Origin of the sequence: Duganella sp. BJB1802 (genome assembly GCF_013369445.1) — a bacterium.
Lineage (GTDB): Bacteria > Pseudomonadota > Gammaproteobacteria > Burkholderiales > Burkholderiaceae_D > Rugamonas > Rugamonas vulcania_A.
This window is the reverse complement of sequence record NZ_JABWEF010000003.1, coordinates 88071-102294: the sequence shown is the minus strand read 5'-3', so window position 1 is coordinate 102294 and position 14224 is coordinate 88071. Positions and strand designations below refer to the sequence as shown.

The following is a 14224-nucleotide window of genomic DNA, read 5'->3' as shown; positions in this document are numbered from 1 at the left end:
CGGCAATAGATGTGATATCCTTGAAGTAATTTAAATTGCTATCAAGGAATTATTCATGGTCGCCGTTACGAAATCCGCTGTTTCCGCTGTCGTTATTGCAATCGCCTCCCTGGGAAGCGCGCAGGCTGCCGTGCTGGATTTGAGTCTGCACGGCGCCAATGTGTTCGCGTTCACCGACTTCAAGGCGCCCAGCTCCGACGTCCAGGGCGCCATCTTGGCCGGCCGCGACGTCCAGCTGGCCAATTACTCCGTCAATGCCAACAACGTCGACGCTTTCGGCGGCTATTCGCTGATCGCCGGCCGCGACCTGAAATTCACCAGCGGCTCGATCAAGAACGGCGACACCTACGTGGGCGGCAAGGCCAGCCTGACCCAGAGTGTCGACGTGTATTCGAAGATCAAGACTGGCGCCGCGCCCGTCAACATGAACGCGCTGGCCGGCCAGTTGACGGCCACTTCCGGCTCGCTGTCCAAGCTGTCGACCACCGGCACCGCCACCGAGCAGTGGGGCGGCCTGAATATCGCCGGCAGCAAGAAGAGCGTGGAAGTGATCGACATCGACGCCAAGACACTGTCGAACGTCAGCTACTTCAACTTCAGCGGCCTGAACGCCGGCTCCACGCTGATCCTCAACGTCAGCGGCGACAAGGCCAGCTTCAACGGCGGCTACCAGGGCTTCGAGAACTACAACGTGCTGTTCAATTTCTACCAGGCGACCGACCTGGGCATCCACACCGGCCTGACCGCCAACATCCTGGCGCCGCTGGCCCGCGTGGATGGCGGCAGCGGTGTGATCGATGGCAACGTGATCGTCAATTCGTGGAGCTCGTCGGTGCAGATCAACGCCGATCACTTCTTCAAGCCGGTCAGCGTGAACGGCTACACCACCGCCGTGCCGGAACCGGAAACCTATGCGATGATGCTGGCCGGCCTGGGCCTGGTGGGCTTCATGGCGCGCCGTCGCAAGCAGGCGGCGGCACGCTGATCGCCGACAGCACCATGTCGACGATGACCTTCTCGGCATCGTCGAAGTCTTTCTTGGTCAGCTGCTTGCGGTTCAACACCAGCGCCATCTGCGCCGAAAAGTCCGCGTAGGACTGCGTCATCGCCCAGATGGCGAACAGCAGGTGGGTCGCGTTGATCGGCGCGATCTTCCCTTCGCTGATCCACTTCTCGAACACCTCGATATCCTTGCGCACCAGCGGCACCACGCGGTTCTGGATCTGCGCGCCGTATAGCTGCGCGCCGCTGATCACCTCCATCGCATACACGCGCGACGCCCACGGCTGTTCGCGCGAGAACTTCAGCTTGGCCTGCACGTAGGTGCGCAGCACGTCGCGCGGATCCTGGTCGCCGGCGGCCAGGTTCTCCATCCGTTCCAGCCACTCGTCCAGCACCTCGTCCAGCACGCGCTGGTACAGCGCCTGCTTGGTGGGAAAGTAGTACATCAGGTTCTGTTTCGACAGCCCGGCGTTCTCCGCCACGGTGGCGATCGACGTGCCCTCGTAGCCGCACTCGGCGAACACCCGCACCGCCTCGGCGGCGATGTCGGCTTCCAGTTTGTCGCGATTGAGAACGCGCCGTTTGATCTTCGGCGCTGGCTCGGCATTCAGTTTTGCTGTCGGCATGTGAGTCTCAGGAAGGTCAGGAGTTGTGGGTGGTCGGTGTAGGCGACGTTGAAGCGGAACCAGATCGATTCCGGCGCACGCAGCATGAAGAAATCGCACGGCGACAGCAGGATGCCGGACTTGAGCGCCAGGTCGGCGATGATCTTGCCGTTCCATTCGGCGGTTGGCGCCTGGTCCCAGCCGGCGCTGACGAACATGCCGCCGCGCGGGCGCGCCAGCGGCTCCATGCCGACGCTGCGCAGGCTGTCGATGGCGCGTTCGCGGCCGGCCGCCAGCTGCGCGGCCAGCTTGTCCACCATGCGCTTGTAGGGCCGCGCGGTGATGGCGTGGTAGACGGCGCGCTCGTTGATCTCGGAGGTGGTCAGGCCGGCCAGCATCTTCACCCGCAGCAGCTCGGGGATCAGCGAGGCCGAGGCGCAGATCGATCCGACGCGCAGCACCGGCGACAGCGTCTTGGAGAAGCTGCCGACGCGGATCACGCGCCGCAGGCCGTCCATGGCCGCCAGCGAGGCCTCGCCGCGCGGCGCCAGCTCGCGGTAGATGTCGTCCTCCACCAGCCAGAAATCGAACTGCTCGGCGAGACCCAGCAGGCGATGCGCCTGCGCCGCGCTGAGCGAGGTGCCCAGCGGGTTTTGCAGCACCGTGTTGACGAACATGAGCTTGGGCTGGGTTTGCGCGGCCTGCCTGGCCAGCGTGTCGAAATCGAGGCCATGCTCGCCGCGCGGTATGCCGACCGGCACGCAGCCGTGGTGGCGTATCAGCGACAGCAGGTTGCTGTAGCCGGGATCCTCGACAAACACGGTGTCGCCCGGCTTGGTCAGCGTGCGCAGGACCAGGTCGAAGGCGTGGGTGGCGCCGTGGGTCAGCAGCACCTGTTCCGGCTCGACCGGGAACAGCTCGTCGCTCAGCGTGGACGACAGCTGCTGCCGCAGCGACGGAAAGCCCAGCGGATGGCCGTAGCCGCGCAGGCGCGTGGCCGGGATGCGCATCGCCTGGCGCACGGCGTCGAGGATGGTGTCCTCGCCGTACCATTCGGGCGGCAGCCAGCCGGCGCCCACGGCCAGCGCCTCGGAGGTGCCGGAATACAGGTCGGGGGTGAGGGCGTCGATGGCGGTCGGCGTGGCCTGCAGCGTGGACGGCAGCAGCGTGGCCGGCACGTCCTGGCGGGCCACGAAATAGCCGGAACCGCGGCGCGATGACAACAGTCCCAGCGTCACCAGCCGGTCGTAGGACTCGACAACTGTAAAGGTGCTGATGCCATTACACTTGGCAAATTGCCGCACCGACGGCATTTTCGTTCCTATGCGCAACTCCCTGCGGCCCACCATCGCGCTGATGGCGGCGACGATTTGTTCGACCAGGCTGCCTTTCTTGCTGCGCTCTATGGCGAGCGCCGGCCAGCCCGCCGCTTCGGGCGCGCAGCCGGTTTGATCGATCACAGAAATCGCTGGTTCCATCCTTGACTCCATCTGCTGCGGAAAGCAAAACTGTAGTGTTTTTGTTGCCAGTACGGTTGGACAGTTTTGATATTTGTGTATCTGTGCCATAGTTGTTGCGCTGTCTATTATTGCATCATCATTTTGCCAACTGGTAAATTTTTTTACGGTTCGTCAAAAAAATCCGCAAGTCAGTTCCTAGGAGATGTGCATGAACGAGTCCCGACCTGAATCGATGGCGTCCTTCTGGATGCCCTTTACGAACAACCGCGATTTCAAAGCCCATCCGCGCCTGCTGGTGTCGGCGGAAGGCATGTACTACAAGGACGTGGACGGCAACACCATCCTGGACGGCACCGCCGGCCTGTGGTGCGTGCCGTGCGGCCACGCGCAGCCGAAGATCGTCGCCGCCGTGCGCGAGATGGTGGGCCAGCTCGATTTCGCGCCGACCTTCCAGATGGGCCACCCGGCCGCTTTCGACCTGGCCGAAAAGCTGATGGAGTACACCAACCACAAATTCGGCCAGGTGTTCTACACCAACTCCGGTTCCGAGGCGGTGGACACCGCGCTGAAGATCGCGCTGGCGTACCACAAGGCGCGCGGGGAGGCGAGCCGCACGCGTTTGATCGGCCGCGAGCGCGGCTACCACGGCGTCGGCTTCGGCGGCATCTCGGTGGGCGGCATCGCCGGCAACCGCAAGCCGTACGGCGTGATGCTGCCTGGCGTCGACCATCTGCCGCACACCCACAACCTGGAGAAGAACGCCTACACGCGCGGCGAGCCGGAATACGGCACCGAGCTGGCCGACGAACTGGAACGCATCGTCGCGCTGCATGACGCGTCGACCATCGCCGCGGTGATCGTCGAGCCGGTGGCCGGTTCCACCGGCGTGCTGATACCGCCGAAGGGATACCTGAAGCGCCTGCGCGACCTGTGCACCAAGCACGGCATCCTGCTGATCTTCGACGAGGTGATCACGGGCTTCGGCCGTTTGACCACGCCGTTCGCCGCCGACTACTTCGACGTCGAACCGGACATGATGACCACCGCGAAGGGTCTGACCAACGGCGTGATTCCGATGGGCGCGGTGTTCAGCAAGAAGTTCATCTACGACGCCTTCATGGAAGCGCCGGCCGGCATTGAGCTGTTCCACGGCTACACTTACTCGGGTCACCCGGTGGCCTGTGCCGCCTCGCTGGCGACGCTGGAAGTGTTCAAGGAACAGAAGATCCTCGAACACGCCGCCGGCATGGCCGAATACTGGGCCGACGCGGTGCACTCGCTCAAGGGCCTGCCGCACGTGATCGACATCCGCACCATCGGCCTGATCGCCGGCATCGAGCTGGCGCCCATCGCCGGCAAGCCTGGCGCGCGCGCGTTCGCCGCGTTCAAGCAGGCCTTCGCCGACGGCATCCTGATACGCACCACCGGCGACATCATCGCTCTGTCGCCACCGCTGGTGCTGGAGAAAAAACACATCGACGAACTTTTTGGAAAGCTGACGACGGTACTTAAAAACTTAAACTAACGAGGAGAACACCATGCTGGTAGGCGTCCCAAAAGAGATCAAGAACCAGGAGTCCCGCGTTGGCCTTACCCCGGCCAGCGTGAAGGAACTCGTATTGCGTGGCCATCAAGTACTTGTACAAAAAAACGCCGGTGTCGCCATCGGCTTGAGCGATGCGATGTATGAAGGCGCCGGCGCCACCATCATCGAAGCGGCGTCGGAAATCTTCGCCCGCGCCGAGATGATCGTCAAAGTGAAGGAGCCGCAGCCGGAAGAATGCGCGATGCTGCGCAAGGGCCAGATCCTGTACACCTACCTGCACCTGGCGCCGGACCCGGAACAGACCAAGGCGCTGGTGGAATCGGGCGCGGTGTGCATCGCCTACGAAACCATCACCGGCGCCAACGGCGGCTTGCCGCTGCTGGCGCCGATGAGCGAGGTGGCGGGGCGCATGTCGATCCAGGCCGGCGCCGCGCACCTGGAGAAATCCAAGGGCGGCATGGGCCTGCTGCTGGGCGGCGTGCCTGGCGTGGCGCCCGGCCACATCGCCATCATCGGCGCCGGCGTGGTCGGCACCAATGCCTTGCAGATGGCGGTCGGCATCGGCGCGCGCGTGACGATTTTGGACAAGAACATCGACCGCCTGCGCCAGCTGGACCTCATCTACGGCAACCGCATCTCGACCATGTATTCGAACGCGCATTCGATCGAAGAGGCGGTGCTGGACGCGGACCTGGTGATCGGCGGCGTGCTGGTGCCCGGCGCGGCGGCGCCCAAGCTGGTGACCAAGGAAATGATCGCGCGCATGAAGCCGGGCGCGGTGGTGGTGGACGTGGCCATCGACCAGGGCGGATGCTTCGAAACCTCGCACGCCACCACGCACGAAAAGCCGACCTACGTGGTCGATGGCGTGATCCACTACTGCGTGGCCAACATGCCGGGCGCGGTGGCCCGCACGTCGACCTTCGCGTTGAACAACGCAACCATCGGCCACGCGCTGGCGCTGGCCGACAAGGGCTGGCAGAAAGCGCTGAAAGCCAATCCGCACTTGAAGAACGGTTTGAATGTCTGTCTCGGCCACGTCACCTACGAAGCGGTGGCGCACGGCCTTGGCTATACCTATGTTGACGCGGACAGCCTGCTGGGCTGATCCCGAAATTTGAAAGAAGATCATGAGCGACCTGGACACCATCACCCACTACATCAACGGCAGTAAAGTCGATACGCAAAGCGGCCGCTATGCGGACGTGTTCAATCCCGCGCTGGGGGAGCCGGTGGCCAGGGTCGCCCTGGGTACGACGGAGGAAGTCGATGCCGCCGTGCGCGCGGCGGAAAAAGCATTCCCGTCGTGGTCCGCCACGCCGCCGCTGACGCGTGCCCGTGTTCTTTTCAAATACCTGCAGCTGTGCCAGCAGCACACCGACGAATTCGCGGCGATGCTGACGCGCGAACACGGCAAGACCTTCGCCGACGCGCAGGGCGAGGTGGCGCGCGGCATCGAGATGGTGGAATTCGCGGTCGGCATTCCGCAGCTGCTGAAGGGCGAATTCACCGACCAGATCTCGCGCGGTATCGACGCGTGGTCGATGCGCCAGGCGCTGGGCGTGGTGGCCGGCATCACGCCGTTCAACTTCCCGGTGATGGTGCCGATGTGGATGTTCCCCGTCGCGCTGGCATGCGGGAACACCTTTATCCTCAAGCCTTCCGAGCGCGATCCGTCGCCGTCGCTGCTGCATGCGCGGCTGCTGAAGGAAGCCGGTCTGCCGGACGGCGTGTTCAACGTCATCCAGGGCGACAAGGTCACCGTCGACGCGCTGCTCGACCATCCAGTGGTGCAGGCGGTGAGCTTTGTCGGCTCGACGCCGATCGCCGAATACATCTACGCGCGCGGCTGCGCTGCGGGCAAGCGCGTGCAGGCTTTGGGCGGCGCGAAGAACCACATGGTCGTCATGCCGGATGCGGACATGGAAATGACCGTCGATGCGCTGATGGGCGCGGCGTATGGCTCGGCGGGTGAACGCTGCATGGCGATCTCCGTCGTGGTCGCGGTCGGCGATGCGGGCGACAAGATCGTCGATGCACTGGCAAAGCGCACCGCCGCACTGAAAGTGCGCGATGGTATGGCGTCGGATGCGGAAATGGGACCGGTCGTTTCCAGCGCGGCCAAGCAGCGCATAGAGCGCTTGATTGGCGAAGGCGTGGAGCAGGGCGCCAAATTGGTGGTCGATGGCCGCAACCATGTCGTGGCGGGACGCGAGAACGGCTTCTTCATCGGCGGTACTTTGTTCGACCACGTCACGCCGGATATGTCGATCTACAAGGAAGAGATTTTCGGCCCCGTGCTGTGCATGCTTCGCTCGCCGGACGTGGGCAGCGCGGTGGAGCTTATCAACCGTAACGAGTACGGCAACGGCGTGGCGATCTATACGCGCGACGGCGGCGTGGCGCGCGAGTTCGTGCGGCAGATCCAGGTCGGCATGGTGGGCGTGAATGTGCCGCTGCCGGTGCCGATGGCCTTCAACAGTTTCGGCGGATGGAAGCGCAGCCTGTTCGGCGACCATCACGCCTACGGCCCTGAAGGCGTGCGTTTCTACACACGCCACAAGGCGGTGATGCAGCGCTGGCCGAACACCGCAAGCGCTGGCGCAGAATTTGCATTCCCTCAGATGAAGTAATCGCCACCACAGCCACCATGCATAGCCAGGAAATCGTATGATGATCGAATCTCTCAAATACATGCCCCAGCCGAAGGAAGCCAATGCCGCACTGGCGGAACACTTCACCGACCTGGCCCCCGCGCTGAATGCGCGCCAGGCCGCGATCGAAAGCTCGCGCTGCCTGTATTGCTACGATGCGCCGTGCACGCGCATCTGCCCGTCCGATATCGACGTCGCCAGTTTTATCCGCAATATCCACGAGGGCAATGTCGACGGCGCGGCCGTCGGCATCCTGAAGCAGAACATCCTGGGCGGCAGCTGCTCGCGCGTCTGCCCGACCGAGATCCTGTGCGAGGACGCCTGCGTGCGCAATCACGACGCAGAAGGCCAGCCGGTGAAGATCGGCCTGCTGCAGCGCTACGCCATCGACAACATGACCATCACCGAGCATCCGTTCAAGCGCGCCGCCTCCACCGGCAAGAAGATCGCCGTGGTCGGCGCGGGCCCCGCCGGCCTGTCGTGCGCGCACCGCCTGGCGATGCTGGGCAACGACGTGGTGATCTACGAAGCCAAGGAAAAATCCGGCGGCCTGAATGAATACGGCATCGCCAAGTACAAGCTGACCGACAACTTCGCGCAGAAGGAAGTGGACTTCCTGCTGCAAATCGGCGGCATCGAAATTAAGCATGGCCAGACGCTGGGCGGCAATGTGCAGTTGAAGGACCTGCACGCGCAGTACGACGCCGTGTTCCTGGGCCTGGGCCTGGGCGCCAGCAAGCAGCTCGGCCTGACCGGCGAGGACGCCCCCGGCCTGCTGGCCGCCGTCGACTACATCGCCGCGCTGCGCCAGGCCGATGACCTGAGCAAGCTGCCGCTGCCCGCGCGCGCCATCGTCATCGGCGCCGGCAATACCGCCATCGACATGGCGGTGCAGATCCAGCGCCTGGGCGCGGAAGAGGTCACGCTGGTGTACCGGCGCGGTTTCGACGCGATGAGCGCCACCGAACACGAACAACACATTGCGAAGGAAAATCAGGTCCGCATGCGTACCTGGGCCCAGCCGCAGCAAGTGCTGCTGGATGAAGCGGGCCGCGTGCGCGGCATGCGCTTCGAGAAAACCGCAATCGTCAACGGCCGTCTGGCCGGCACCGGCGAGACTTTCGAGATCGCGGCAGACGCGATCTTCAAAGCCATCGGCCAGGGCATGGACGAAAAGAGCATCAGTGATCCACTGGCGAAAACGCTGAAACGCGACGGCGACAAAATCCACGTCGATGATCAGTTCCGCACAGTCCTGCCGCGTATCTACGCCGGCGGCGATTGTGTGGCGCCCGGACAGGACCTGACCGTGCAGGCGGTACAGCACGGAAAACTGGCGGCACACGCCATTCACCAAGACATCAACGGTATGAAGGAGGCTGCATAATGGCTGACCTGAGCATAGAATTCTGCGGCATCAAGTCCATCAACCCGTTCTGGCTGGCCTCCGCGCCGCCGACCGACAAGGCCTACAACGTGGTGCGCGCATTCGAGGCGGGTTGGGGCGGCGTGGTGTGGAAAACGCTGGGCGAGGATCCGGCCGCAGTCAACGTGTCGTCGCGCTACTCCGCGCACTATGGCAAGAACCGCGAAGTCATCGGCTTCAACAACATCGAGCTGATTACCGACCGCTCGCTGGAAATCAACCTGCAAGAGATCACGCAGGTGAAGAAGGACTGGCCGGACCGCGTCATCATCGTTTCGCTGATGCTGCCGTGCGAAGAGAAGCTGTGGGCCGACATCCTGCCGTTGGTGGAAGCCACCGGCGCCGACGGCATCGAGCTCAATTTCGGCTGCCCGCACGGCATGCCGGAACGCGGCATGGGCGCGGCCGTGGGCCAGGTTCCCGAATACGTGGAGATGGTCACGCGCTGGTGCAAGACGCACTCCAAGCTGCCGGTCATCGTCAAGCTCACGCCTAACATCACCGACGTGCGCGCACCGGCGCGCGCGGCCAAGGCGGGCGGCGCGGACGCGGTCTCGCTGATCAACACCATCAACTCGATCACGCACCTGGACCTGGACCAGATGGTGGCCTTCCCCATCGTCGGCGGCGCCAGCACCCACGGCGGCTACTGCGGTTCGGCGGTCAAGCCCATCGCGCTGAACATGGTGGCCGAGATAGCGCGCGATCCCCAGACCAAGGGCCTGCCGATTTCCGGCATCGGCGGCATCGGCAACTGGCGCGACGCGGCGGAGTTCATGGCGCTGGGATCGGGCTGCGTGCAGGTCTGCACCGCGGCCATGCTGCACGGCTTCCGCATCGTCGAAGAGATGAAGGACGGCCTGTCGCGCTGGATGGACGAGAAGGGCTACAAGAGCATCAGCGAATTCGTCGGCAAGGCGGTGCCGAATACGACGGACTGGAAGTACCTGAACATGAACTATCAGGTGATCGCGCAGATTAACCAGGACGACTGCATCAAGTGCGGCCGCTGTTACGTGGCGTGCGAGGATACGTCGCACCAGTCGATCGCGCAGTTGATCGACGCGGCCACCGGCACGCGCACGTATGAGGTGATCAAGGAGGAATGCGTGGGCTGCAACCTGTGCGAAATCACCTGCCCGGTGCAGGGCTGCATCACGATGGTGCCGCAGGAGACAGGCAAGCCATACATGAACTGGACGCAGGACCCGCGCAACCCGCGCGCGGAGAACGTCAAGGCGGCGGAAACGGTATAAACGGTATAAGGTACGGAACTTGCAGCGATAGAAGGATACATAACCCTTTGGAGAAAGCCCCGTGAGCAAAGAACTCTCTGGCAGCACGCAACTCTGGAACGAAGACCTGGCCCCGACAACGGCGGCGCAACGTACCTGGCGCTGGTATCACTTCGCCGCGCTGTGGGTCGGCATGGTGATGTGCATACCGGCCTACACGCTGTCCGCCAGTTTGATTGAAGGGGGCATGTCCGGCTACCAGGCCGTGCTCACGGTGTTCCTTGCGAACGCTATCGTTTTGCTGCCGATGCTGTTGATCGGCCATGCCGGCACCAAGTACGGCATTCCGTATGCGGTGCTGGCCCGTTCGTCGTTCGGCACCGCCGGCGCGCGCCTGCCGGCGCTGATGCGCGCCATCGTCGCCTGCGGCTGGTACGGCATCCAGACCTGGTTCGGCGGGCAGATGATCTACACGCTGCTCGGCGTGATGATGGGCGGCGAAATCGGCGGCGCCAAGATCGCGGGCTTGGGCATCAACGGCGCGCAGCTGCTTTGCTTCCTGGCTTTCTGGGGCGTGCAGTTCTGGTACATCGTGCACGGCATGGACGCGATCCGCAAACTGGAAACCTACACCGCGCCGCTGAAGATCCTGATCTGCTTCGTGCTGCTGGGATGGGTCTACAACAAGGCCGGCGGCTTCGGCGACCTGCTGTCGGCGCCTTCGCAGTTTGTCGAAGGCGGCAAGAAGGCCGGCCAGTTCTGGTCCACCTTCTGGCCCTCGCTGACGGCGATGGTCGGTTTCTGGGCCACGCTTGCATTGAACATTCCCGACTTTACCCGCTTCGCCAAATCGCAGCGAGACCAGGTGCTGGGCCAGTCGGTCGGCCTGCCGGTGCCTATGGGCCTGCTGGCGATGATGGCGGTGATCGTCACCTCGGCCACGGTGGTCTTGTACGGCAAGGCGATCTGGGATCCGGTCGACCTGTCCAGCCGCATGACCGGCGCCGCCGTGCTGGTCGCGCTGTTGATCCTATTGATCGACACCGTCTCCGTCAACCTGGCCGCGAACCTGGTCGGCCCGGCCTACGATTTTTCGTCGCTGGCGCCGAAGCAGATTTCGTACAAGGTGGGCGGCTATATCACCGCCGCCATCGCGATCCTGATGATGCCGTGGAAGATACTCGAATCCACGCAGGGTTACATCTTCACCTGGCTGATTGGCTACTCGGCGCTGCTCGGCCCCATCGCGGGCATCCTGATCGTCGACTACTACCTGGTGCGCAAGACCGAGCTGAATGTCGGCGAACTGTATCGCGAGGACGGCCAGTACTCATATGGCAACGGCTGGAACATGGCCGCATTGGTGGCCTTCGTGGCCGGCGTGCTGCCGAATATCCCGGGCTTCCTCAACGCCGCGTTCCCCGCGTCCTTCCAGGATGTGGCGTCCGGTTTTAAAACCATCTACACCTACGCATGGTTTGTGGGAATCGCTGTTTCCGCGCTGGTGTATGGGGTTATGATGAAGGGCAAAGCGGTGCCCGCGGTGCGGGCGGCCCATCCCTAAAAGAGATTCAGGAGACGTCTATGACAACTATCATCCGCGGCGGCACCGTCGTCAACGCCGACCGCGCTTTTCGTGCCGATGTGCTGTGCTTTGGCGATAAGATCGTCGCCGTCGGCGAAAACCTGGAGGCGCCGCATTCGGCCAAGGTGATCGACGCCAGCGGCCAGTACGTGATACCGGGCGGGATAGACACGCACACCCACATGAACCTGCCCTTCATGGGCACCGTGACGCAGGACGACTTCTACACCGGCACCGCCCCCCGCCAGGCCCGCGGCACCACCACCATCATGGACTTCGTGATACCGGCGCCGAAGCAGAACCTGATCGAGGCCTATCACCAGTGGCGCGGCTGGGCGCAGAAGGCGGCCGGCGACTACACCTTCCACGTGGCGATCACCTGGTGGGATGAGACGGTGCATCGCGACATGGGCATCCTGGTGCGCGACCATGGCGTCAACAGCTTCAAGCACTTCATGGCGTACAAGAACGCTATCATGGCCGACGACGAGACGCTGGTGAAGAGCTTCCGCCGCTCGCTGGAACTGGGCGCGATTCCCACCGTGCATGCGGAGAACGGCGAGCTGGTTTATCAGCTGCAGCAGGACTTGCTGAAGAAGGGCCTGACCGGACCGAGTTCGCATCCGCTGTCGCGCCCACCGGCGGTGGAGGCGGAAGCGGCCAACCGCGCCATCGCGATCGCCAATGTGCTCAACACGCCGGTGTACATCGTCCACGTCTCCTGCGCCGAATCGCTGGACGCCATCACCCGCGCGCGCGCCAACGGGCAGCGCGTGTATGGCGAGGCGCTGGCCGGCCACCTGGTCATCGACGACAGCGTGTACCAGAGCGAGGACCTGGATTACGCGGCGGGCCATGTGATGAGCCCTCCGTTCCGCAGCAAGCACCACCAGGCCGCGTTGTGGCATGGTCTGCAGGGCGGTAACCTGCACACCACCGCGACCGACCACTGTACCTTCTGCGCCGAGCAGAAGGCGGCGGGCAGGGACGATTTCACCAAGATCCCCAACGGCTGCGGCGGCGTCGAGGACCGCATGTCCGTGGTGTGGGACGCGGGCGTCAACGCCGGCTTGCTGACGCCGTCGGAATTCGTCAAGGTGACATCGACCAACGCGGCGCAGATTTTCAATATGTATCCACGCAAGGGCGTGATCGCCGTTGGCGCCGATGCCGACATCGTGGTCTGGGACCCTGAAGGCAGCCGCACCATATCGTCGCTGACGCAGTTTGCCAAGGGCGGTTTTAACGTATTCGAAGGCCGCACCGTGCGCGGCATCCCGAGCACCACGCTGGCCGCTGGCAACGTGGTGTTCCATCGCGGCGTGCTGATGGCGGTGGAGGGTGCGGGCCGTCATATCGACCGGCCGGCGTTCAAGCCGGCGTCGGCGCGCTAAACAAAGAGGAGCAGTGTAATGAGCGAAATGCGCATCAATGGCGACCGCCTGTGGGCGGCGCTGATGGAACTGGCACAGATAGGCGCCACCGCCAAGGGTGGCGTCAAGCGCCTGGCGCTGACGGACCTGGACAAGCAGGGCCGCGACCTGGTGGTCGGCTGGGGCAAGGCCGCCGGCATGTCGGTGACGGTCGACCAGATCGGCAATGTCTTCATGCGCCGCGACGGCACCAACAACGCGCTGCCGCCGGTGATGACCGGCAGCCATATCGACACCCAGCCGACCGGCGGCAAATTCGACGGCAACTACGGCGTTCTGGCCGGCCTCGAAGTCGTGCGCACGCTGAACGACTTGAAGATCAAGACCGAGGCGCCGATCGAAGTCGCCTTCTGGACCAACGAGGAAGGCTCGCGCTTCGTGCCGGTGATGATGGGCTCCGGCGTGTTCTGCGGCGCCTTCAGCCTGGAGACGGCATACGCCGCCAAGGACACCGAGGGCAAGACCGTCGGCGAGGAACTGGAACGCATCGGCTACAAGGGCACGCAGGTGCCGGGCGACCATCCGATCGGCGCCTACTTCGAAACCCATATCGAACAAGGCCCGGTGCTGGAAGACGCCGACAAGGTGATTGGCGTGGTGCCTGCGGTGATGGGCCTGTCCTGGTACGACTGCGTGGTGAGCGGCATGGAAGCCCACGCCGGCCCGACGCCCATGGGCCTGCGCAAGGATGCGCTGCAGGTGTCGACCAAAATCATGCAGGAGGTGGTGGCCATCGCCAACCGCTATCCGCCGTATGGACGCGGCACGGTGGGCATGGTGCAGGTGTTCCCGAACAGCCGCAACGTGATACCGGGCGAGGTCAAATTCAGCATCGACCTGCGCAACGTGAACGATGAGCTGCTCAACACCATGCACGAGGAGATGCTGGCCTTTATCGACAAGACCCGCAGCGAAACCGGCTTGAAGATTTCGATCGAACGCGTGTCGTACTACCCGCCATGCCCGTTCCATCCTGAGTGCGTGGACGCGGTGCGCAACGCCACCGCCAAGCTGGGATACTCGACCATGGACGTGGTTTCCGGCGCCGGCCACGATGCGATCTACGCGGCGCGCCTGGCGCCCGCCGGCATGATCTTCGTACCTTGCAAGGATGGCATCAGCCACAATGAAATCGAGGATGCCAAGTCCGAACACCTGGAGGCGGGCTGCAACGTTCTGTTGCATGCGATGCTGGAGCGCGCCCGTATAGTTTGACCGTCGCCGGGCCGGGGAGCATACTGACTACAGGCAGGCTAGCCAGTCTGCCGGAACGCGTCA

Annotated in this window: 11 protein-coding genes; 9 read left to right on the top strand and 2 right to left on the bottom strand. The window is 63.8% G+C overall.

Translation table 11 applies throughout. The features are described 5' to 3' along the window. Nucleotides 1-130 precede the first annotated feature (130 nt). The gene (locus HUX88_RS05845) at nucleotides 131-985 is read left to right on the top strand and encodes a choice-of-anchor A family protein (protein ID WP_373886754.1); all 855 of its coding nucleotides are present in this window, start codon (nucleotides 131-133) and stop codon (nucleotides 983-985) included. Here the strand turns inward: HUX88_RS05845 and HUX88_RS05840 are convergent. Both HUX88_RS05840 and HUX88_RS05835 read right to left on the bottom strand, forming a co-directional pair. Continuing rightward, nucleotides 948-1628, bottom strand: a complete 681-nt coding sequence (locus HUX88_RS05840; RefSeq protein WP_117013107.1) for a TetR/AcrR family transcriptional regulator — start codon at nucleotides 1626-1628, stop codon at nucleotides 948-950. The two genes, HUX88_RS05845 and HUX88_RS05840, sit on opposite strands and share 38 nt — an antisense overlap. Next, entirely contained in the window at nucleotides 1610-3085 is a 1476-nt protein-coding gene (locus HUX88_RS05835; RefSeq protein WP_176361148.1) for a PLP-dependent aminotransferase family protein, read from the bottom strand. Before HUX88_RS05835 ends, HUX88_RS05840 begins: the two co-directional genes overlap by 19 nt. Before the next feature lie 190 nt (nucleotides 3086-3275). On the opposite strand from HUX88_RS05835, the gene HUX88_RS05830 reads away from it, so the two are divergent. From HUX88_RS05830 to HUX88_RS05795, 8 genes are all read left to right on the top strand, one after another. Next, entirely contained in the window at nucleotides 3276-4592 is a 1317-nt protein-coding gene (locus HUX88_RS05830; protein ID WP_117013109.1) for an aspartate aminotransferase family protein, read from the top strand. Between the two features lie 13 nt (nucleotides 4593-4605). Then, nucleotides 4606-5721 (top strand): alanine dehydrogenase, encoded by a 1116-nt coding sequence (gene ald / locus HUX88_RS05825; RefSeq protein ID WP_176361147.1) that lies wholly within the window; start codon nucleotides 4606-4608, stop codon nucleotides 5719-5721. A 22-nt stretch (nucleotides 5722-5743) separates the two neighbouring features. After that, nucleotides 5744-7246: a CoA-acylating methylmalonate-semialdehyde dehydrogenase gene (locus HUX88_RS05820; RefSeq protein ID WP_117013111.1), complete on the top strand. Its 1503-nt coding sequence runs from the start codon at nucleotides 5744-5746 to the stop codon at nucleotides 7244-7246. 37 nt (nucleotides 7247-7283) lie between these two features. Further along, on the top strand, nucleotides 7284-8654 hold the full coding sequence (locus HUX88_RS05815; RefSeq protein ID WP_217916241.1) for an NAD(P)-dependent oxidoreductase: 1371 nt from the start codon (nucleotides 7284-7286) through the stop codon (nucleotides 8652-8654). Beyond that, the gene (gene preA / locus HUX88_RS05810) at nucleotides 8654-9949 is read left to right on the top strand and encodes an NAD-dependent dihydropyrimidine dehydrogenase subunit PreA (RefSeq protein WP_161095515.1); all 1296 of its coding nucleotides are present in this window, start codon (nucleotides 8654-8656) and stop codon (nucleotides 9947-9949) included. The genes HUX88_RS05815 and preA overlap by 1 nt, the downstream gene beginning before the upstream one ends. 61 nt (nucleotides 9950-10010) lie before the next feature. Further along, nucleotides 10011-11492, top strand: coding sequence for an NCS1 family nucleobase:cation symporter-1 (locus HUX88_RS05805; RefSeq protein WP_176361146.1), 1482 nt, complete (start codon nucleotides 10011-10013; stop codon nucleotides 11490-11492). Nucleotides 11493-11512: 20 nt separating this feature from the next. Beyond that, a complete protein-coding gene (hydA, locus tag HUX88_RS05800; protein WP_176361145.1) occupies nucleotides 11513-12907 on the top strand; it encodes a dihydropyrimidinase in 1395 nt (464 codons plus the stop codon). 18 nt (nucleotides 12908-12925) lie between these two features. Next, nucleotides 12926-14161, top strand: a complete 1236-nt coding sequence (locus HUX88_RS05795; RefSeq protein ID WP_176361144.1) for a Zn-dependent hydrolase — start codon at nucleotides 12926-12928, stop codon at nucleotides 14159-14161. Nucleotides 14162-14224: the final 63 nt, after the last annotated feature.

Coding starts and splice junctions, on each gene's coding strand:
- HUX88_RS05795 (WP_176361144.1), top strand. CDS start 12,926: ATGAGCGAAATGCGCATCAATGGCGACCGCCTGTGGGCGGCGCTGATG.
- HUX88_RS05830 (WP_117013109.1), top strand. CDS start 3,276: ATGAACGAGTCCCGACCTGAATCGATGGCGTCCTTCTGGATGCCCTTT.
- ald (WP_176361147.1), top strand. CDS start 4,606: ATGCTGGTAGGCGTCCCAAAAGAGATCAAGAACCAGGAGTCCCGCGTT.
- HUX88_RS05820 (WP_117013111.1), top strand. CDS start 5,744: ATGAGCGACCTGGACACCATCACCCACTACATCAACGGCAGTAAAGTC.
- HUX88_RS05815 (WP_217916241.1), top strand. CDS start 7,284: ATGATGATCGAATCTCTCAAATACATGCCCCAGCCGAAGGAAGCCAAT.
- preA (WP_161095515.1), top strand. CDS start 8,654: ATGGCTGACCTGAGCATAGAATTCTGCGGCATCAAGTCCATCAACCCG.
- HUX88_RS05840 (WP_117013107.1), bottom strand. CDS start 1,628: ATGCCGACAGCAAAACTGAATGCCGAGCCAGCGCCGAAGATCAAACGG.
- HUX88_RS05835 (WP_176361148.1), bottom strand. CDS start 3,085: ATGGAACCAGCGATTTCTGTGATCGATCAAACCGGCTGCGCGCCCGAA.
- hydA (WP_176361145.1), top strand. CDS start 11,513: ATGACAACTATCATCCGCGGCGGCACCGTCGTCAACGCCGACCGCGCT.